General features: G+C 43.2%; 22 protein-coding genes. All 22 read right to left on the reverse strand.

Translation table 11 applies throughout. The features are described from left to right. Positions 1-3: 3 nt before the first annotated feature. The gene (locus C9J12_RS01650; protein WP_107241112.1) at positions 4-720 is read right to left on the reverse strand and encodes a protein phosphatase CheZ; all 717 of its coding nucleotides are present in this window, start codon (positions 718-720) and stop codon (positions 4-6) included. A 41-nt stretch (positions 721-761) separates the two neighbouring features. Then, a complete protein-coding gene (cheY, locus tag C9J12_RS01655; protein WP_006230986.1) occupies positions 762-1,145 on the reverse strand; it encodes a chemotaxis response regulator CheY in 384 nt (127 codons plus the stop codon). A 63-nt stretch (positions 1,146-1,208) separates the two neighbouring features. Further along, entirely contained in the window at positions 1,209-1,931 is a 723-nt protein-coding gene (locus C9J12_RS01660; RefSeq protein WP_107241113.1) for an RNA polymerase sigma factor FliA, read from the reverse strand. Beyond that, positions 1,924-2,811: a MinD/ParA family protein gene (locus tag C9J12_RS01665; protein ID WP_107241114.1), complete on the reverse strand. Its 888-nt coding sequence runs from the start codon at positions 2,809-2,811 to the stop codon at positions 1,924-1,926. Before C9J12_RS01665 ends, C9J12_RS01660 begins: the two co-directional genes overlap by 8 nt. Continuing rightward, positions 2,804-4,567 (reverse strand): flagellar biosynthesis protein FlhF, encoded by a 1,764-nt coding sequence (gene flhF, locus C9J12_RS01670; RefSeq protein WP_107241115.1) that lies wholly within the window; start codon positions 4,565-4,567, stop codon positions 2,804-2,806. Before flhF ends, C9J12_RS01665 begins: the two co-directional genes overlap by 8 nt. A gap of 104 nt (positions 4,568-4,671) precedes the next feature. Further along, positions 4,672-6,768 (reverse strand): flagellar biosynthesis protein FlhA, encoded by a 2,097-nt coding sequence (gene flhA / locus C9J12_RS01675; protein ID WP_107241116.1) that lies wholly within the window; start codon positions 6,766-6,768, stop codon positions 4,672-4,674. 298 nt (positions 6,769-7,066) lie between these two features. Next, positions 7,067-8,197, reverse strand: a complete 1,131-nt coding sequence (gene flhB, locus C9J12_RS01680) for a flagellar biosynthesis protein FlhB (RefSeq protein WP_107241117.1) — start codon at positions 8,195-8,197, stop codon at positions 7,067-7,069. Further along, entirely contained in the window at positions 8,197-8,979 is a 783-nt protein-coding gene (fliR, locus tag C9J12_RS01685; RefSeq protein ID WP_107241118.1) for a flagellar biosynthetic protein FliR, read from the reverse strand. Before fliR ends, flhB begins: the two co-directional genes overlap by 1 nt. A 35-nt stretch (positions 8,980-9,014) precedes the next feature. After that, positions 9,015-9,284, reverse strand: a complete 270-nt coding sequence (gene fliQ, locus C9J12_RS01690) for a flagellar biosynthesis protein FliQ (protein WP_006230979.1) — start codon at positions 9,282-9,284, stop codon at positions 9,015-9,017. Between the two features lie 62 nt (positions 9,285-9,346). Beyond that, the gene (fliP, locus tag C9J12_RS01695) at positions 9,347-10,201 is read right to left on the reverse strand and encodes a flagellar type III secretion system pore protein FliP (protein WP_107241119.1); all 855 of its coding nucleotides are present in this window, start codon (positions 10,199-10,201) and stop codon (positions 9,347-9,349) included. Continuing rightward, positions 10,188-10,592, reverse strand: coding sequence for a flagellar biosynthetic protein FliO (gene fliO / locus C9J12_RS01700; protein ID WP_107241120.1), 405 nt, complete (start codon positions 10,590-10,592; stop codon positions 10,188-10,190). The genes fliP and fliO overlap by 14 nt, the downstream gene beginning before the upstream one ends. 8 nt (positions 10,593-10,600) lie before the next feature. Beyond that, the gene (gene fliN, locus C9J12_RS01705) at positions 10,601-10,990 is read right to left on the reverse strand and encodes a flagellar motor switch protein FliN (RefSeq protein WP_011217678.1); all 390 of its coding nucleotides are present in this window, start codon (positions 10,988-10,990) and stop codon (positions 10,601-10,603) included. A gap of 17 nt (positions 10,991-11,007) precedes the next feature. After that, the gene (gene fliM, locus C9J12_RS01710) at positions 11,008-12,054 is read right to left on the reverse strand and encodes a flagellar motor switch protein FliM (protein WP_107241121.1); all 1,047 of its coding nucleotides are present in this window, start codon (positions 12,052-12,054) and stop codon (positions 11,008-11,010) included. Between the two features lie 7 nt (positions 12,055-12,061). Further along, positions 12,062-12,556: a flagellar basal body-associated protein FliL gene (gene fliL, locus C9J12_RS01715; RefSeq protein ID WP_107241122.1), complete on the reverse strand. Its 495-nt coding sequence runs from the start codon at positions 12,554-12,556 to the stop codon at positions 12,062-12,064. A gap of 119 nt (positions 12,557-12,675) precedes the next feature. Beyond that, positions 12,676-14,481, reverse strand: a complete 1,806-nt coding sequence (locus tag C9J12_RS01720) for a flagellar hook-length control protein FliK (protein WP_227876248.1) — start codon at positions 14,479-14,481, stop codon at positions 12,676-12,678. A gap of 77 nt (positions 14,482-14,558) precedes the next feature. Beyond that, a complete protein-coding gene (fliJ, locus tag C9J12_RS01725; RefSeq protein ID WP_006230972.1) occupies positions 14,559-14,999 on the reverse strand; it encodes a flagellar export protein FliJ in 441 nt (146 codons plus the stop codon). Positions 15,000-15,047: 48 nt separating this feature from the next. After that, positions 15,048-16,370 carry a flagellar protein export ATPase FliI gene (gene fliI, locus C9J12_RS01730; protein ID WP_107241124.1) on the reverse strand — a complete coding sequence of 441 codons (1,323 nt, stop codon included), beginning with the start codon at positions 16,368-16,370 and terminating at the stop codon, positions 15,048-15,050. Then, positions 16,370-17,170 carry a flagellar assembly protein FliH gene (gene fliH, locus C9J12_RS01735; protein ID WP_107241125.1) on the reverse strand — a complete coding sequence of 267 codons (801 nt, stop codon included), beginning with the start codon at positions 17,168-17,170 and terminating at the stop codon, positions 16,370-16,372. The genes fliI and fliH overlap by 1 nt, the downstream gene beginning before the upstream one ends. Before the next feature lie 34 nt (positions 17,171-17,204). Further along, positions 17,205-18,248 (reverse strand): flagellar motor switch protein FliG, encoded by a 1,044-nt coding sequence (fliG, locus tag C9J12_RS01740; protein ID WP_107241126.1) that lies wholly within the window; start codon positions 18,246-18,248, stop codon positions 17,205-17,207. Further along, positions 18,241-19,980 (reverse strand): flagellar basal-body MS-ring/collar protein FliF, encoded by a 1,740-nt coding sequence (gene fliF / locus C9J12_RS01745; protein ID WP_107241127.1) that lies wholly within the window; start codon positions 19,978-19,980, stop codon positions 18,241-18,243. The genes fliG and fliF overlap by 8 nt, the downstream gene beginning before the upstream one ends. 16 nt (positions 19,981-19,996) lie before the next feature. After that, complete coding sequence (gene fliE / locus C9J12_RS01750) at positions 19,997-20,308, reverse strand: flagellar hook-basal body complex protein FliE (RefSeq protein WP_011217670.1); 312 nt, start codon at positions 20,306-20,308, stop codon at positions 19,997-19,999. Positions 20,309-20,429: 121 nt separating this feature from the next. Next, positions 20,430-21,830: a sigma-54-dependent transcriptional regulator gene (locus C9J12_RS01755; RefSeq protein WP_107241128.1), complete on the reverse strand. Its 1,401-nt coding sequence runs from the start codon at positions 21,828-21,830 to the stop codon at positions 20,430-20,432. Between the last annotated feature and the right edge of the window lie 12 nt (positions 21,831-21,842).

Here is a 21,842-nt window from a genome sequence, read left to right on the forward strand (position 1 = left end):
CCCCTAAAATCCAAGACTTGATAGCAAATCGTCAACATCATCTTGCGTAGACATAACATCTTCACGCTCTTCTGCATTAACAATTGGACCTTCAGGGGTCAGCGCCGCTACCGTGAGGGTTTCTGCTCTATCGTCTTGTTCCATGCCAAACGCTTTAAGAATATCAACCAATCGATCTTCAACTTCATGTACTAACTCAATCACACGACGAATAATTTGTCCGGTAAGGTCTTGAAAGTCCTGTGCCATCATTATTTCTGTCAGTTGATTGCGAAGTTCACCGCTATCACCTTCAACCTGTACCAATAGATGATCAATGTCGTGGCACATTGTTTTGAACTCTGAGAGTTCAATTTTGCCTGCCATTAAGCACTTCCACTGGGGGTGAACGTGAAGCAATGTCTCGTGAAGTTTATCAGCGATAGGTAAAGCACTTTCGACCGCATCCATCGTTTTGTTCGCTGCCGCTTCCGTTTTATCTATCACATAAGAAAGACGATCGCGGGCATCAGGTATTTCAGTTTTAGCTAAATCATTAATACGAGGATCAAGGCGAAAGTTTGCGAGCGAATCATGTAATTGCCGGGTTATTTTACCCACCTCTGCAAACATCGGTTCCTGTGAATCAGAAACGACAGTCTGCACAAGTAAGTTGGCTTCAGCTTGCTTACCATCTTCCAGTAAGCTAACAAGCTGTTTTGCCTGTTCGAGTGAAATCATTATTATTATTACCCTTGCCTTTTACGCTCAATCAAAAGTGATTATTGCATCCGCTCGAATACTTTATCCAACTTCGTTTTTAGCGTTGCTGCTGTAAATGGTTTAACAATGTATCCATTCACACCAGCTTGTGCCGCTTCTATGATTTGTTCACGCTTTGCTTCTGCCGTGATCATAAGAACAGGTAGATGCTTCAATTTTTCATCAACACGGATGTGTTTAAGTAAATCGATACCTTGCATACCTGGCATGTTCCAATCTGTAACGACAAAATCAAAATCGCCTTTTTTCAACATTGGTAATGCCGTTAAGCCATCATCAGCCTCATGGGTATTATTAAAACCCAGATCACGTAATAAGTTTTTAACGATTCGTCGCATTGTCGAAAAGTCATCAACAATTAAGATTTTTATATTTTTGTTCAAAGTTGCCTCCACTGAGGTCACAGTGTTTTTTATCTAGGTTTTATTTAGTAATACTAAACAGTATTAAGCAGCCCAAGCGGTTAGCTTAGAGCGCAAACGTTGCATAGCCTGACTATGAATCTGGCAAATTCGGGACTCACTCACCCCAACAACGACTCCGATCTCTTTAAGATTAAGTTCTTCGTCATAATAGAGTGATAGAACCAAAGCCTCTCTTTCAGGGAGCGTTTTAATGGCATCAGCCAAAGATTGGCGGAAATTATCATCTACAACACCCTGAAAGGGAAGATTTTCTTCTCGTGACGCCTCGGTTGTCACTGCATCTTCTGACACACCAAGATCATCCATGCCAACAAGACGCCCACAATTAACATCATTTAATGCTTGATGGTACTGATCAAGCGTCATTTCGAGATGTTCGGCAATTTCTGTATCTGTTGGGTCGCGACCTAGCTTATTTTCAAGCTGTGCCATGGCCTCGGTAATGCGTCGGTTATTCTTATACACAGATCGAGGAACCCAATCACCACGACGAATATCATCTAGCATGGCTCCTCGAATACGAATACCCGCAAAGGTTTCAAAACTCGCCCCTTTGGTTGGATCATAATTTTGCTGTGCTTCTAGCAAACCAATCATACCTGATTGAATCAAGTCTTCGACTTGTACGCTAGACGGAAGCCTTCCCATCAGGTGGTACGCAATGCGTTTAACCAGCGACGAATAGCGCTCGATAAATGCTTGCGGGCTTTCCTTATATTGCCCATAAGCAAGCGCTTTATTCACCTCTTGGCACCTCTGAAGAAGTTGGCTTCACCAGTAATCTTTCAACAAAAAATTCTAAATGACCACCCGGATTATGTGGAACAGGCCAGGTCAACGCTTTGTTCGATAATGACGTTAATGCTAACGCTGCCGGACTGCGCGGGAAGGCATCAACAACAATCTTCTGCCGTTTAACCGCTTGGCGAACGCGATCATCTAGAGGCACACAAGCAACAAGTTCAAGGTTTGCATCTAAAAAACGTTCAGTGACTCGCGTCAACTTAGTGAATAAATCTCGCCCTTCACGGTAGCTTCGCACCATGTTGGCGACAATTTTAAAGCGCTGAACATCGTATTCACGGCTTAATACTTTGATGAGTGCATACGCGTCAGTAATCGAGGTTGGTTCGTCACACACGACCACCAATACATCTTGTGCTGCGCGAGCAAAACTTAACACCATATCCGAGATACCAGCGGCAGTATCAACAAGTAACACATCAATGTCATCTTGCAAGTTACCAAAAGCACGAATCAAGCCTGCATGTTGTGCCGGAGATAACTCCGCCATTTTTTGTGTGCCTGATGAACCGGGAATAATTTTAACACCGTACGGACCTTCAAGAATCACATCTTGCAAGTCACACTGCCCAGCAAGTACATGCGATAAGTTTCGCCCAGAACGTAGACCTAACATCACATCAACGTTTGCCAACCCTAAATCGGCATCGAGCACCATCACTTTTTTACCTTGGCGAGCCATTGAAATAGCCATGCTTAACGTCACGTTAGTTTTACCCACGCCACCTTTACCGCCAGTCACCGTAATCACTTTCGTTGATGATAATTTTGTCATACGGCGCAAGCCGCTTGCTTGATCCTGCATCATGTTCTCAATCATAATAATCCGCCGCCTTGTTCTCTGAACTATCACTACTCCAGAAATGAGATTGCTGACTAATTTCTTGTTCTAATAATTCATTAGCGCGTGAGACAAGGTAGTTACCTGTTGCAACTTTAATGTCTTCGGGGACACGCTGACCATCGGCTAAGTAAGCAATAGGTAATGCATTTTGTATTGTCACGCACATTACCTCACCTAAACTTAATGATTCATCCAGCTTTGTCAGTACACACCCTGAAAGTGGTATCCGACGGAAATGTTCAATGGTTTCTTGTAATACTCGACGCTGAGCCGTTGAAGGCAAAACAAGGAAGCTGCGAATATGTGCGCCACTGTTTTGCATTAAAGTATCAAGCTGCTCTGATAGACGAATATCTCGTTGCCCCATACCCGCAGTATCAAGCAATACTAAACGTCGATGTCTTAACTGATGAAGTATATCGGCAAGTTCTTCAGCATCTTTAGCAACTCTTACCGGACATCCCAGAATTCGCCCATAAGTAGCCAATTGTTCATGTGCTCCAATACGGTATGTATCGGTTGTAACCAGTGCAATTTCATCTGCACCGAAATCCATCGCCGCTCTTGCAGCAAGCTTGGCAATGGTGGTTGTTTTACCGACGCCTGTTGGTCCTAATAAAGCGACCACACCACCGGTTTCTAAAATACAATCGCTGGTCGTAATAATTTGATCTGCTAATAAATCCAGTAATGCTGGCCATGCTTCATGGGCGGGTACATCTTCTGGAATATAACTCGCAAATTGGTCGGCAAGTTCTGATGATAAGCCCATTTTTTCTAATCGCTTTATCATCATTGCGCGCATAGGTTCACGTCGTTCGACTTCTTGCCACATCAAGCCAGACAGCTGATGCTCAAGCAAACTGCGGATCGATGACATTTCTGAACGCATCGTCTCCATTTCATCGTTTGAACGTGGCGATTTCGCATCATAACGCGATGGGTCTAAACGCGACTGATTAAGATGAGAGCTATTATGGCTAAAAGAGGATTCAGCTCGGCTATCACGTCCACGGCCAAACTCTGATGCTTGCTCGCGCTGTCGCGGTTCATTTTGTGGCTGTTCATTGCGCGCAGGGTACGGACGACGATAATCACCAAAATCTAATGGATTAGCCTTAGATTGTTGAGCGGAATTCATACCACGAGCAGAGAATCCTGATTGACGATTATCATTATGCTCGCCACTGAAACGATCAGAACCTGCACGATGTCCATCGCCCATATTCCGATAGTTTCCCTTCCCTTGAGCATGAGACTCCCTTTGAGGAGGCTGCTTATTATGTGCCTGTAACGCCGATGGCGAACGTCCACCGCGATTATCGCTGTTTGAACGATTGTAGCTATGACGTTCTGAAGGCTCACCGTGCTGTTTGGACTGACGGTTCAGTAATGCCGATAACGAGTCAGCTTCTGGCGAGCTATCTTTTGGCTTATCGCCAGTATAGTTTTGCAATACACTGGCAAAACGACTTGCTGCTGATTGCTTTATCTGTACTTGGTCTTCAGCCAGCTTTCGCTTTGCTTGACCAAGACGATTAGCCAAAGCATCACGTGTGTTTTGAGATGCTTTTGGTGGTTCATTCGCAATATCTGTATCAACGGCAGCAACAATTTCGACTCCGCCGGTCACTTTTTTATTGGACATGATTACCGCATCAGCACCTAGCTCTTCTTTTACTTCACTGAGCGCTGTTCGCATGTCTTTGGCAAAAAATCGTTTTATTTTCACTCTTATATTCCCGTCAAATCACGCTTTAACCGAAGTCGAGATTTCCATCAAATCCAATTAACAGACCAAAGCAAGTAGCCAATAAGGCTCTTCACAAATAGCGATTAATTACCGACTGCATTCACGATACGTATTTGCTTCTCATCAGGCACTTCTTGATAAGACAGCACGCGCAAGCTTGGTATTGTATTTTTAACAAACTTTGCAAGTGTTGAACGTAAGACACCAGATGTCAGTAATACTGCAGGCTCCCCTTTCAACTCTTGCTGTTGCGTTGCCTCAGTCAATGAACGTTGAAGTCGCTCAGCTAAACCAGGTTCAATACCTGACGATTCACCACCAGCAGATTGCATTGTTTTATGCAAAATTTGTTCCAACTCTGGAACCAATGTAATCACAGGCAGCTCAATCTCTATACCATTGATTTCTTGTACGATTAAACGTTTTAGTCCAATTCTAACTGCCGCAGTCAGAATGTCAGGATCTTGACTCTTTGATGAATACTCCGACAATGTCTGAATAATTGTTCGAATATCGCGGACAGGAATTGCCTCGTTCAGCAAGTTTTGCATCACTTTAACCACCGCACCTAACGGCAACTGATCCGGCACAAAACCATCAACCAGTTTCGGTGTTGATTGACCTAGCATCTCTAGTAAGTTTTGTACTTCTTCATGTCCGAGTAACTGTGATGCACTATTGGTCAATATTTGACTTAAATGTGTTGCTAATACCGTTGCAGAATCCACAACGGTATAGCCTAATGCTTGCGCATGCTCGCGCTGTGATTCCATTATCCATACCGCTTCTAATCCAAAAGCAGGATCGGTGGTTTTCTCACCATCAATCGTACCAAACACCTGCCCTGGGTTAATCGCTAATTCCATATTGGGGTGAATATTGGCTTCGCCACAAGCTACGCCCATCAAGCTGATACGATAGCTATTCGGGGGCAACTCCAAATTATCGCGAATGTGTACGGGAGGAATAAGAAATCCAAAATCTTGTGATAGCTTTTTACGCACCCCTTTCACGCGATCAAGTAACTCTCCGCCTTGCTCTTTATCGACCATAGGGATTAAACGATAACCCACTTCAAGCCCAACAATATCGACAGGTTGAACATCATCCCATGAGAGCTCTTTCTGCGAAGGTTGCAATGCCAGTTCTGTTGACGGTGCTTCTTTTTCGATAAGCGCATCACGTTTTTCTTTCTTAATTCGCCAGTAGGCGAAACCACCGATCATGGCCGCTAATAACAAAAATGGTATATGCGGCATACCGGGTACTATACCCATTACAAATAAAATACCGCCCGTCACAATCAACGACTGAGGATTATTGAACAACTGAAAATACAGCTGCTCCCCCATGTCTTCGTCAGTATTTTGACGGGTCACCATCATTGCCGCACCAATCGACAGTAACAGTGACGGTATCTGAGCAACCAACCCATCACCAATGGTCAGTAAGCTATATATTTGAATAGCTTCACCAAATGGCAAGTCATGTTGCACCATACCAATGATCAATCCACCAATAATATTGATGCAAAGAATCAAGATACCCGCAATCGCATCACCTTTTACAAATTTCGACGCACCATCCATAGAACCGTAAAAATCCGCTTCTTTTGTTACTTCAAAACGGCGAGTACGTGCTTGATCTTGATCGATTAGCCCTGCATTCAAATCGGCATCTATCGCCATCTGTTTACCGGGTAAAGCATCCAAGGTAAAACGCGCGCTCACTTCTGAGATACGCCCTGCACCTTTCGTTACAACCATGAAGTTAATGATCATCAAAATAAGAAAGACGACCAAACCAACTGCGTAGTTTCCGCCTATCACAACTGAGCCAAAGGCATCAATCACTTGCCCTGCCGCATCAGGACCTTCATGGCCATAGAGTAAAACAACTCGGGTCGAGGCAACGTTAAGGGCTAATCGCAATAACGTGGCAATTAAAAGCACCGTTGGAAATGCAGCAAAATCAAGTGGACGACGGGTATAAATCGTAACCAGTAACACCACCAGCGATAGCGCGATATTAAAAGAAAATGCCATATCCAATAGCATTGGAGGCATCGGCAAGATAATCATTGCCAATGTTGCCAATACCATGACTGGTGCGCCTACTGCAGGCAAAGACTGTAACCGGGATAACGGTAATTTATCCAAAAATGGTAGCGATAGTTTCATGAAATCTTAATTTTTCAACACGGCGCACATGACAATAGTGGCTCAGATTAATGTATTCGAGCGACCAGAAAGAATAACTACCCAAGCAAGAATCATGCCCATATGATGGTCATTTTTTTGACGCCAATGGAGATTAACAGATATTTGTATAAGCGATTATAAAAGGAGTGTATTTTGTGATTATTGCCATTATTTATAACATTTTAAGTTACCGCATAAATTAAAAAGGCCCTAAAGTGAACATTATATAATCAAAATATCCAGCTAGGTTCATAGTCAAGATATCCCTCCTCCACCTTTAGTGGCGTAGATCCGTCGGGATTGTCATTGCTTCTTTAGCCAACTTAGGCCGCTGCCCTCGCCCTTTTCGATATTGCTTCAATTGGAATATATATGCTAACACCTGAGCAACTGCAACAAATAACCCATCAGGAATATGCTGCTCTAACTCAGTGGTATGATAGATAGCACGTGCCAACGGTGGGGCGGGCACAATATCGATATTATGCTTATTCGCAATTTCTCGGATTTTCAATGCAGTATGATCTACACCTTTGGCGATAACAATAGGGGCTGAATCGAGTTTAGGGTCATAACGTAGCGCAACCGAAAAGTGCTCTGGGTTGGTAATAATAACATCTGCTTGAGGCACATCAGCCATCATTCGCCGTTGTGCCATCTCACGTTGAAGCATACGAATACGCCCTTTGACTTCAGGCTTACCTTCAGTATCTTTGTATTCATCTTTCACTTCTTGCTTGGTCATTTTTAATTGTTCATTGTGCTGCCAAATTTGATATGGCACATCAATTGCCACAATCACCAACAGTGAACAACAAATCAATAAAATAAATTGCATCAAAATATCAAGTGCATGAAATATATTAGACGGATAAACTTCTAGACTTAATAAGAAGAAATCGTTCAAGCTTGAATACATTAAGTAAGCTGCAACACCCGCAACCAACAAAACCTTCAGAATTGATTTAATGAGTTCAACCCAACTTTGCATGCCAAACATGCGTTTAAATCCACTCATCGGATTCATCTTTGACAATTTTGGCATTGCCGCCTCAACAGAAAAACTCACACCGCCTAAACCAGCCGCACCAATCAGCGCCGCTGTAAATAGAACGATCAATACCAAACCAAGCGGAAAAACAACACTCCATATTGCAGTGAGCATTATTGAGAATAACCGATTTAGATCGTAAATTTCTTCACGACTAAGCGAAAACATTTGTGTCATTATTTCAGCTAATGCTTTACCCAGCCCTTCGCCGTACCATATAAGCGAAACAGCACCCATTACTAATACAGCAACAGACGCTAATTCTTTGGAACGTGCCACTTGCCCTTTTTCTCGAGCTTGCTCGAGCTTTCTGGCCGTGGCGTCTTCGGTACGTTCCTGCCCATCAGACTCAGCCATCAGCAATCCACCCTAATCAGGCTACAAATCTGCTGAAAACCGAAATCCCAAGTATGTTGATACTGAGGCAACATACCCATAACCAAGTACCAACTGATTAGTAAACCCAGTAGCAATGCAAATGAAAAGCCCAATGCAAAGATATTTAACTGCGGTGCAGCTCGCGTCATTACGCCAAACGACAAGTTTACCGTCAACAAAGCAATAACACCGGCTAATGCCATGTTAAGTGCACCTTTAAACATATGACCAAACCAACCCGCCAATTGGTAATAATCATCAGGGCGAAACATTTCTTGCCCTATCGGCAATGTTTTAAAACTCAGTACGATAACATTTAGCATTTCAAGGTGACCATCTGTTGCCAAGAACAGCATGATTGCAAGAAATAGATAAAGCTGACCAAGCACAGGCGTATTCTGGCCATTAGCCGGATCAACCATGGATGCAAAACCTAAACTAGACTGCATACCCAATATTTGCCCAACCAAGACAAAGGTTTGTGTCACAAATTGCGTCACTAACCCAATGGATACACCAATAACAATTTGTTGAGCCGTGATTAAAAAACCCTGCAAAGACAATAATTCAATGTTAGCTGGCACTGCGGGTAATGCTGGCATGACCGCAAAAGTAACGGTTAAACCAAGATACAAACGAATTTTAGGCGAGACAAAACGGGCACCAAAAAACGTCATTGTCATCATCATCGACGAAATGCGCGTAAAGGGCCAAAAATAATTAGCAAGCCAATCGAGTATAAGTGCTGACGGGTAAGTCATAGGTTATGCGTGATCCAAAAAAATCATAAGCAACGCTAATATAAAATCTGGGGGATACGATCTATGATGCGAAAAAAATAATCCATCAGCATTCCTGTCATCATATGTCCAAAAAACATCAACGCTAATAAGGTCACAATTAATCGGGGCAAGAAACTTAATGTTTGTTCATTGATCGAGGTGGCCGCTTGGAAAACCGCAACGACTAGACCAATTAATAACCCAGGTACAACAATGGCACACACCATGATAAGTACCATAAACAAAGCTTCTTGAAATATTTCGACAAACGCTTCAGGTGTCATAACACTTCCTTTTCGATTCGATACTCAATAAGAAACCAGATGTAGTAATAAACATCTAACAACTAAGTACCAAAACTTCCCGCTAACGTGGTCAAGATAAGGTTCCAGCCATCAACCAGAACAAACAACATTAACTTAAAGGGTAACGATACGATCATCGGTGACAGCATCATCATACCCATTGCCATCAAGACAGAAGCAACAACAAGGTCAATGATCAAGAAAGGCAAAAACAGCATAAATCCAATCTGAAATGCCGTTTTCAATTCAGACGTTATAAACGCAGGAATCAATACCGTAATCGGCACATCTTCGGGTGCAGTTGCTGTCGAGCCTGACATATTAACGAAACTTTCTAAGTCTTTAACACGTGTTTGTTTGAGCATAAATTGGCGTAACGGCACTTGGGCTGTTTCAAATGCCTGCGCAGCGGTAATTTCTTCATTGATATAGGGCTGAACAGCATCAGCATTTACTTTATCGATGACTGGCGACATCACAAAGAATGTCATAAATAGTGCAATACCAATAATAACCTGATTCGATGGCGTCTGTTGTAAACCCATTGCTTGTCGAAGAATAGATAACACCACCACAATACGTGTAAATGAGGTCATCAAAATAACAATGGCAGGTAGAAAACCCAATGCCGTCATTAAACCGAGGATCTGCAACGTTACCGAATAATCTTCGCCACCATCAGGATTAGTGGTGACAGAAAAAGCAGGAATACCACCACGACTTGCAGATTGAATAAAGCTCGCTGCGCCTTGGTCGTTTTGCATGCTACTCACGGTTACGCTTTCACTGGCTGACGTCGCAGGCAGTACCATTGCATCAATTTCTGCCATTACAGGTAAACTGACAAAGAAAGCAAAAGCCGCTAGAACAACAGCAATAAGGTTATTTTTTATCATTGGTCTTTAATAATTTACTTAAGTGGTTCGCAAAATCACCACTCGGCTGTGCATCCATAGCCAAAGGCTGTTCTAACTTCGTCAACAAAGAAATATTGTGCTGAGTAACACCAACCAATAATTGCTCCTCACCAACTTGTAATAAAACAATACGTTCACGTTGTCCTATAGGTAACTGCTTCAGGACTTTAAGTGCCCCATCAGCCCCTTGAATTCCAGGCAACTTCATGCGTTTTAGTAACCAAGCTAAAAAAATAATAAAAATAACCACTAACACTAATGAGGCTAATGTCGTGGCTATATTCATCTCGGGAGCCAGAGAGGCAGCCAATGCAGGCGTAGTAAAAACGACCAAGCAAAAGCTAATCAATGCTAAAAAAGGGGATCTCATAACAAACCTTAACGTAATTTCTTAATGCGCTCTGTCTGGCTAATTACGTCGGTAAGACGAATACCGAACTTATCATTCACGACAACAACTTCACCATGCGCTATCAATGTGCCGTTCACCATAACATCCAATGGCTCACCAGCAATGCGGTCAAGTTCAACAACGGAACCTTGGTTCAATTGCAGCAGGTTACGAATACTAATTTGAGTTCGCCCTACTTCCATTGAAATAGTGACCGGAATATCCATGATCGTATCAAGTTTACGACGCTCATCATCCGAAATCGGCGTACTTTCATCAACAAGCTCTTCTAAAGGTGCGGGTTGTGCACCATCGACAGTTTGCTCAGCAAGTGCCGCAGCCCAATCGTCAGCCATTTGTTGATCATTCTGAGACATAATATTACCTATGATTGTTAATTGTCTGATTCATTAATATTGAGTAATGCAGCGCCGAGTTCATCACGGTCTAGAAACGCTAAATCCGTTTTTACCATATCTGGTCGCTTGAGTTTTTGCGTAATCTTTAAGGCGATGTTATCACCCGATTTACCCATTTTGGCGCGATAAGTCGGCAGATCTTCAACAAATACTGTTGCCGACTCTGGTACATCAATAGGGATAATGTCGCCAGCTTGTAATTCCATTAAATCGCGTAACGATAAATCGACATCCAATAATTTAGCACGAAGATTCACAGGTACATCCATGATCTCCTCACGCAGCGCCATACTCCAACGGACATCTTTGTCCATTTTGTCACTTTGAACACCAGCATCTAGTAGCTCGCGGATCGGCTCTACCATTGAATACGGCATAACAACATGGAAATCACCACCACCACCATCCACTTCAATATGGAAAGAACTCACAACAATGACTTCTGTTGGGCTAACGATGTTTGCCATGGTCGGGTTAACTTCTGAATCTAGATATTCAAATTCAACGCCCATAACGGGAGACCACGCTTCACGGTAATCTTCAAACACTAATTTCAATAGCATTTGTACAATTCGACGTTCTGTTGGCGTAAATTCACGGCCTTCAATCTTGGCGTGAAAGCGACCGTCCCCGCCAAAAAAGTTTTCGACTAAAATAAAGACTAAACGTGCTTCCATGGTTATCAAAGCCGTGCCTTTTAAAGGGCGGAATCGCACCATGTTTAAACTGGTAGGTACATACAATGTATTTTGGTATTCACCAAACTTAATCATTTGCACGCCGTTAATCGACACCTCTGCGGTTTTACGCAGCATGTTAAACAAGCTGATCCGCATGTGGCGAGCAAAACGTTCATTGATCAATTCCAGCGTAGGCATTCGACCACGGACAATACGGTCCTGTGATGAAAAGTCGAACGATGATATCCCCGTCTCACTTAAGGACTGTTCATCTTCATCTTCTACGTCGTCGACACCATGTAAAAGGGCGTCGATTTCATCTTGAGTTAATAAGTCACTCACATTTAACCTACTGCATTACGAAGCCAGTAAATAGCACACGATCGACTACTTGCTGGCCAGAGATTTTTTCCATCGAAGATTGAATAGCAAATAATGCCTGCTTACGTAAATCAACACGCCCACTTGGTGTGCGTAACTGTTCTACAGTTGCGGCACCAAATGATTGCAATAATGTACTTTCAATCAACGGAATATGTTGCTGTGCGAGAGCTTCATTATTGTTACCACGCACCATTAGCTGAACTTTTACTTGCACGACACGATCACGCTTATCACCCACGACATTAAAAATAAAGGGTTGCGGCATGATGACATAGTACGCAGGCTCTACGACTGTCGAAACTTGTTGATTTGCTGATGTTGTCGCCATCTCGGGTTCTGATGTTTCATCACCCATTAAAAGCCATGCAGCGACCCCTGCGCCAATCAAAAGCGTTACAGCCAATGCAATCAGAATAAAAAGCTTTTTTTTACTTCCCGTATTTTCAACACCATCAGCCATTCGTTTTACTATCCTTTCTTTGTAATCCGCTTTAATTCATTGTTTTATATCTAATACAAAAATTCAGTTTTAACTGCACTCAATATCCAATTTATTATCTAGGCTGCGATTCTAACGCATTAAGCATAATAGTCGACACGATCATCAGCAGGTTTCACATACATATCGACAGTTTCGCCTCCCGACATAACGTTATCGTCGTGATTATTACCACCAGCATGAGAGCCATTACCTGAATGATTGCCAGATTGCTGTGCACCCGAATCATTCTGATTTTGTTGGCCAGACTGCCCTGAAAATGCCTGACGAGATGTATCCTGCTGCACAGAGCTTTGTGCTAGCTGCAAGCCTTGTTGATGCAGCATTTCTCGCAACCTTGGCATTGAATGCTCAACTAAATCGCGAGTTTGCTGGTTACCAACGGTAAACTGAACAGATGCCTGATCTTGGTTAAGTGACAATCTAATTTGTAATTTTCCAAGTTCAGGTGGATCAAGCCGAATATCAACATGCTTTAAGTTTTTCGACATCATCATATTGATACGTTCAGAGACCTGATCACCAGCTTGTTCTTTAGATAATTGTAGCGGTGATTGTGCTTGAGCTAATGCTTCACTTTTTGCCTGCATATTCAAACCACTTTGCTGCCCGCTCAGGCTACTGAGTTGCTGAGAAAAATCACTCGCTTTATTATCTGTATTTGGCGTCGTATTATTTAACGCACTGTCCATACCTGTTGCTAACCCTGCATTGGCAACAGCACTATTTATCTCTTTCGTTTGAGTGCCATCAGTATTGTCGCTATTCGTTATCAACGCTGCTGCACCTGCGATGCCAATACCAACGCCCATCATTGAATGACTCGCTACAGCCTCTGTTGGACTAGCGACAAGCGGTGATGCTGCCGCCCCAGTTGACACTGTTGCTGCTGAGGATAGTATTGATGCAGATGTCGACCAAGGAATTGATGATGTTATATCTGCTTGTACAGATGGTGAAGCCTTTTTTACTGCCGATACTGCTTGCTCATTACTTGGCATCACCAATGCCCCTGCCATAACAAGTTGACCACTATCTGGTGACGATACATCCACACCGATATTAGCATCATCCGCCACATCTGGTTTATCGAGCATATTTTGTGATGACAAAACAGGGCCGTCATTTTTTTGGCTGTCAATATTAACGCTGGATGATGCAAACACTTTTGCTAACTCACCCTCACTTAACCCGCCTGATTCCTGTGTTTCTGTTAGCTGTTCTTTGGTTGTACTAGGATTGTTTTTTTGCTGAAGTATCGTGTTTTGAGTTAGCAAACCCGAAGCAGGTAACTCCCCCTCAACATTACTGCCATTTTTTTGACCGTCAAGATTAGAGGTTTTCGGTGGCAATAACTTGCCATCTTGCTCACTTGGCGTTGATAACTGCTTATTTGATACCGATAACTGGTTAAGGAACGCTTCCCCGTCAGCCATTACTTGCTGCTTTGACTCTGTATCAACGGCTACTTTTTGATCTGTTCCATTAATAACAGAAGCATCGGTAACTAAAACATCCGTAACTGAAACAACATCGGAAGCGGCGGTATTCTCGCTATCAAGAGAAACGTCTTTGCTACCTTTAACCTCTAACGTATGTGTTTCGTCTGGTTGACTTTTAAGATCAACCGTTTGATTTTTTTCAACTAAATCATCATTAGATGACTTTTTCATCATCTCTGCTGAAGGTTCTTTATCGCCCTTAACTGCTGCTTTATACTCACTCGAAAAACGATCTGCCTGAGTGCTTTTATCAGTCGATTTATCTACTGATGACGATTCAGTAACAGTATTATTGGCTACAGAAGCACTTTTAGAAGAACTCGCTGCGGTAACGACCTTCGAAGGTGATGCCAAATCTGCTGACAATAAGTTGGACGATTTCATGGCCACTCGAGATAATGAGAATAACAGTTAGCCATTAAATGCAAAAATTGCGCCAAGTACCATATTTATTATGAAACTTATAAGTTTCGTCGTGCAAATTGCAGGGTTGAAAACTCATCCATCATTTTCTGCTCTTGTCGGTCGAGCATTTTTTGTCGTTCTGTTTGCTTTTTCTCAAGCAGCCATTCGATTGAACGACGCTTTTTTCTTACTTCATTCCAGTGCTCGCTGCATTGTTCAATTTGAAATTCAAACTGATGCCCGGCTTCTTTTTGTTTCGCGAGCGTTTCATCTAACTGAGTAAGAAACTTTTGCAAATGCCCATACGAACTGGCCGTTAAACCTTCCTGACCACGGGTCGATAGTTGTTTACAATAATCTAATCGATACTGTTCAATTTGCTGTAGTTGTTGTAGGTAATTCTGACGTTCAATACGTGCTTGATTTAAGGCAAGAGAAGCCTGATGTTCCTCTTCTTTAGCGTGCTCTAAAATCAAATTTAATGCGTTATTTGACATAATAATCCCAACTCATTATACCAATCCAACTAACCATACCAATAGAGCTTACCCACCAAGGGTCGAACGCAGCATATTCACACACATTGCATACGGGACAGCTTCTTTCATTTCTTGCTGTAAGTACGCATCTAATTTCGGCTTAAAGCTAAATGCCTGATCGATAGTAGGATCGGTACCCGGCTTGTAAGCGCCAATTGATACCAAGTCTTGGTTCTTACGGCAAATAGACAATATTTGCCTTACTGCTTTCGACATCAGCATATGTTCATCGTCAACAATTGCAGGCATAACACGGCTGACTGAACGCTCAACATCAATCGCAGGATAATGCCCCGCATCTGCCATTTCACGAGACAACACAATATGACCATCAAGGATGGCGCGAGATGCATCAGCAATAGGATCTTGCAAATCATCCCCTTCGGTTAATACGGTAAAAAAGGCGGTAATAGAGCCTTGATCACCAGAACCGTTACCAGCACGCTCAACTAAAGCGGGAAGCTTTGCAAATACAGATGGTGGGTAACCCTTGGTTGCAGGTGGTTCACCAACAGATAATGCGATCTCTCGCTGTGCTTGGGCAAAACGGGTCAGTGAATCCATGAGTAACAACACATCTAAGCCTTGATCACGGAAATACTCCGCTATAGTCAATGCTGTTTGACAGCCTTTTAAACGCATTAACGGTGATGTATCCGCAGGTGCTGCAATCACCACCGCACGCTTACGCCCTTCTTCCCCTAGAATTTCATCAATAAATTCTTTTACTTCTCGACCACGCTCGCCGATCAGCCCAACAACGACAACCTGAGCTGTTGTTCCTCGGGTCATCATGCCAAGCGTGACAGATTTACCCACACCAGAACCTGCAAATAAACCAATTCGCTGCCCTTTACCCACAGAAAGTAAACCATTAATGGCTTTAATGCCGACATCTAACGGCTCTTTAATCGGTTTACGTGAGAGAGGGTTGATAGCGGGTGATGTAAATGAGGCACGCTTTTCAGTAAATATTTCACCCAGCCCATCGAGTGGATTGCCCACACCATCAATGACACGCCCGAGTAATTCAGGGCCAACAGGTAAACCATTATCATGCAATACAGGGGTCACTTTAGCCCCAGGCATTACACCTAACAATTGTTCGCTGGGCATTAAGTATAGTATTTCACCGGAAAAACCAACGACTTCCGCTTCTAAATCACCATTCAGGGTTTCAACGATGCATAGGCTACCGACAGGCGCACGACAGCCAATCGCTTCTAGCGTAAGGCCAACAACACGCACAAGTCGCCCAGAAGCAATAGGACGGCACGCAATGCCTTTAGTTTGATATTGAGAAAGACGGTTAGCCAGTGGGGAAGACATTATAGCGCTTCGCCTCGTTGACTGTTTACACCGCTAAATTGTTCTAACAAATGGCGAATACGATCGTCGATATAATAATCGACAGTTGAGTCTCCTGATTGAACTTGTAGATCACCGCGATTAAGCGATGGCTCGCCAATCAATGTCCATTTACGTTCAACAAGGTTTTCATCACCGTAGGCTTGACGAACATTTTCAAGATCATCAGGATGAATACTTAATCGTGTTTGGCGTTCAGCAATAGGCAATGTCGCAATCACTTCACGTATGGTGTTCAACATCACTTGCGGGTTGGTTTGGACTTCAACTCGAATCAGTTCACGCGTTAAGCTCGTCACTAAATGTAGCACTTGGCTTTCCACTTCTGCATCAAGCTGTTTCAGTGGATTTGCTAACTTCTCGACTAATTGAGTAAGGTGCGACACATGCTCTGTTATTTGTGCCTGCCCCTGCTCTAACCCTTGAGCTAAACCCTGTTCAATACCTTCAGCATGTCCTGCTTCAAGGCCTTCAATTTTACCGACATCGAAGCCTTCAGTGTGACCTGTGGCTTTGCCTTCATTAAAACCTTCATCACTCGCAGACTGGCGAATATCTTCCAGATCGGCCGCCGTAAGGGGCGGTGGCCCCTGTTCTTCTTCCTCTTCCAACTCTTGTGGTTGCCAAAGAGGATCATAGTTTAAGGCATTATCACGTGGTGCTTCTTGTGTCTTGCTGTAATCTGGGTATGCCCAGCGCTCAAGCTCTTCTGCTTGATGCTCAGATACACGCAAGAAACCACGACGACGATCATCGTTCATAACAACACCCTGCTATAAATTTGCGAAAAACGGATTATAAGAACTCATCAGCACCGCCGTTACCTGTCAGCATAATTTCACCAGCATCAGCTAAACGACGAGCTACCGATAGAATTTCTTTTTGTGCCATTTCGACATCAGCAACACGGATTGGTCCCATGGCTTCTAGATCATCTTGTAGCATTTCAGCCGCACGTTTAGACATATTACGTAAGATTTTCTCACGCAGCATATCATCTGCACCTTTAAGGGCTTTTTGTAATAGCTCTTGTGGTACATCACGTAAGATAACCTGAATACCACGATCATCCACTTCTGCAAGGTTTTCGAACACGAACATCAGATCTTGAATTTGTGTAGCGGTATCTTCATCGTTCTCACGAATTTGATCCATCAGCATACCTTCAACACTGTTATCGAGGTAGTTCATGATTTCTGCCGCCGCCTTCATGCCGCCAATTTTCGCCGCTTGAGCACCCGCTTGACCAGCAAACTGTTTCTCCATGATGTCATTCAATTCATGTAGAGCGGCTGGTTGTACTTCTTCTAAATTAGCAATACGCATCATTAGGTCGAGTCGTACACGCTCAGGAAACTGTGCCAAAATTTCAGCAGATTGCTCAGGTTCTAAATACGATAATACAATGGTTTGGATCTGCGGGTGTTCATTCAAAATGATGCTCGCAACCTGACGAGGATCCATCCATTTCAATGAATCTAGACCACGAGAGCCACTGCCCATCAAGATTTGATCAACCAAGTTGTTGGCTTTATCTTCACCTAACGCTGCAATTAATGTATTACGAACAAAGTCTTCGCTGCCCATACCAATGCTGGTGTACTTCTGAATATCTTCTAGAAAGTGTCGATGAACTGCTGACACTTTATCTTGGCTTAAATCTGACATGCTTGCCATCGAACCACCCACCCGCTGCACTTGCTTGGGTTCTAGGTGGCGAATTATAGTCGCGGCATCTTGTTCACTTAGGCTTAATAACAGAATGGCTGCTTTTTCAATACCTGATAGCGAGTTGGCATCAAACTTTTTTTCTTCTGCTGTAGCAACTTCATTAGCCATCTTCATTCACCCAATTTTTCACAACTTGAGCCGCTAAATCAGGCTCGTTGGCAACCAGAGCTCTGACTGCTTTTAATAAATCTTCATCTTTATGCAAATTCGGTAAATCTAAATTACTGCTGCTTAATTCAAAGCCATCAACACTGTCTAATTCAGAGCCAATAAGATCAATCTCATCACCAGATAATATTGGTAAACCGTTTTGATCTAATGGTGTACCATCTGCGGCTTGATTCGGATATAACAGTTTTTTCATTGCAGGGCGAATCAACACAATCACGATAACGATAATAACCAGTGCCGCGGCTAACCAACGCACCCATGTATTGAAATTTGGGTTTTCCCAAATAGGTAACTCAGCAATCAGTTCTTGTGCCGGTAAAGCAAATGGCATTGCGATAACTTCTAACATATCGCCACGTGCTTCAGAAAAACCGACACCACCCATCAATAAACGGCGAATTTTAAGCAACTCAGCTTCGCTTACTGGCACTCGTGTTACTTCACCCGTTTCAGGGTTCGTTAGTGCTTTATAATCAACCGCGACTGAAACCGTTTGACGGCTTACCGTACCTGTTTGAGCTCGTCGATGACTGATTACAGTATCAAGCTCAAAATTACGGGTTGCTTCACGGTGAGATGCACCGTCGCTAGAACCTCGACCCGATTGCATGTCAGCAATGTCTTGAGGGATAGATGCATCTGCAGGAGGTTGATTGCTCAAAGCCCCCGGAATACCGGCAACAATATTACCGTTATTGTAATTCTCAACCGTGTACTCACTTCGGGTTGACGGTGTCGATGGGTCAAAGCGTTTGCGGGTTTCTTCTTGGGCGCTGAAATCCATCGTGACATCAACTTGCGAGGTATAATTACCAAAGCCAAGGATCGGGATTAAAATCATATCAATTTTTTCGCGCATCGCTTGTTCTTGCTTACGCTCTAATTCGTATTCTTTTCGCTGTGCAGTCGCTGATGGGTCTTCTGTGCCAGAGCTAAGTAAGCGACCATGTTGATCCGTCACTGTTACCCTGTTGGGTTTCAAACTGGGTACTGCGCTGGCCACCATATCAACAATTGAATCAACTTCTTGCTGCTTCAAAGAGCCATTGGTACCTAACGTTAAAAATACCGTGGCTGACGCTTCTTGGTTATGACGTACAAAAACACTTTGCTTCGGCAGCGCCAATAGCACCTGCGCTTTACGTACTTGACGAATTTGCTCAATTGCACGCGCAAGTTGTCGCTCTCGACTTAATTTTAGGCGTTCGCCTTCTAGGCGTTGAGAAACACCAAAACCCATGTCTTGCAATAAGATGTCATCGCCTTCGGCAACGGAGTTGTTCAAACCTGCGCGGGTGAGCCCTAATTGAATTGAAGAAAAATTATCTGCAGGTACGCGAATAGTATTACCATCTAATTCATACTGAACTTTTGTTTGGTCAAAATGGTCAAGAATCGGAATAAGTTCAGCCGTATCATAAGTACCCAAAGGACGCATCTCAGGTTCTTTAATCCACATCACCATCATCACGATTAACGCTACGCAAATAGAGACAGACAGCACTAGAATAACCTGACGTAATAAGTCTAGGTTTCCGAGTACACTATCGACGCGTGTGGCACTTTTTTCTTCTGCATCAGGATTCTGCAATTCAAGATCATTGTCTGTGACCATTTGAGTTGATGCATCATTGCCTGCAACAGCTAATTCGCGGTTTTGTTCCGACACTAACTAACTTCCTGCATTATACGGGCATATTCATTAATTGTTTGTACGCTTCAACCATCTTGTTGCGTACCTGTACCGTCGCTTCAAAAGCCACGCTCGACTTATTACGGGCAATCATGACATCAGATAACGACACACTGTGATCGCCTTGATCAAAACGGGTACTTAAATCGCTCGATTGACTTTGTAACTGATTCACAGATTTAACCGCATCGTTAAACAAAGCACCAAAATCGGCACTGACTTGCTGCCCAGTTGCTGGACGAGAAGTGTTTTGAGCCTCCAAGCCCATCGCTTGCATCTCTGCTTGTAGTCCATTGACGTTCATTCTATTCCTCGCAAAGTCAGCATATTGACGTTTGTATCGATTATCACCGCTTAAGCCCTAAAACTGCAAGCTTAACGCCTGTTTTAAGCAATAATCGTATTAAGAGCTAATTATTTATTAATCAGAGTGGGATCTCTATTCCGGCATCGCGCATTTTGGCTAATTTATAGCGCAGTGTTCGCGGGCTGATTCCTAGCTGTTCAGCAACGTCTTTTCGACGGCCGTCACATGCTTTTATGGTTTCGATAATAATAATAAATTCTTGTTCGCGTAGCTCACTGCCTAGTCCATCACGTGCAGACACAGTTTGTAACGGTTCAATTTCAGGTATAAGAGGTTTACTACCTGTATTTAATTCTGACTCAACGGCATTTTGTAAACTAACAGCATCGAGCCAATCTAACCCTTCAAGCAAAATGTGCTCACTTTCAATGCTACGGCTATCACATAAAATCAGTGCGCGTTGAATAACATTATCAAGCTCTCTTACATTACCTGGCCAATCATATTGCTGTAGTTTTGCTTCTGCACTCGCGCTAATTACCAGCACTGGTAAACCTTGGTTCATGCAATGGCGTTCTACAAAAAAGCGGGCTAACGGGGTTATGTCACCTGTACGCTCAGACAATGCAGGCCACACTAATGGGAATACATTTAAACGGTAATACAGATCTTCTCGGAAATGCCCTTGTGCAACGTATTGCTTGAGATCACGATTACTGGTCGCAAGTACTCGAACATTCAGCTTAATGCTTTTTCGGCTACCTAAACGTTCAACTTCCCGTTCTTGTAATACGCGTAATAATTTGGCTTGTAAGCTCATATCCATTTCACTGATTTCATCCAGTAAAATTGTCCCACCTTGTGCTTGTTCAAACTTACCCGGACAAGCTTGAATGGCCCCCGTAAATGCCCCTTTTTCATAACCAAATAATGTTGCTTCCAGCATATTATCTGGAATTGCCGCACAATTAATGGCAACAAAAGGCCCATCACTACGGGTAGAGTGATCATGAATATAACGTGACATGACTTCTTTACCTGAACCACTAGGCCCAAGCACCATGACATTGGCATCTGTTTTGGCGACTTTTTCGGCTAAAGCGAGTAATTTTAGACTTTTTTCATCAGCAACAATAGCTTGGCTTGAGACACTGCGAGTAGGAGCATAACGGCTCACCATATTAAGTAACACTTCAGGTGCAAACGGCTTCGCCATGTAATCAATAGCCCCTTCTTTCATGGCAGAGACGGCATCTTCAATATTCGCGTAAGCTGTCATTAACAAAACCGGTGTTTTAGGCCAATTTTGTTTAATATTACGCAATAAGCCTAATCCGTCCATGCCTGCCATTTGTACATCTGAAACCACAATATCAACGGGTTCAGATTTTAAGATAAGCAACGCTTTCTCGGCACTATCAGCTTCTAACCATTGGTAACCCGCTAATGCTAATGTATCAACTAATGCTTCACGAAGACCTTTGTCATCCTCGACAACTAATACGCGGCTTTGATTCATCAAAATTCCCTT

Source organism: Photobacterium frigidiphilum, from assembly GCF_003025615.1.
Lineage (GTDB): Bacteria > Pseudomonadota > Gammaproteobacteria > Enterobacterales > Vibrionaceae > Photobacterium > Photobacterium frigidiphilum.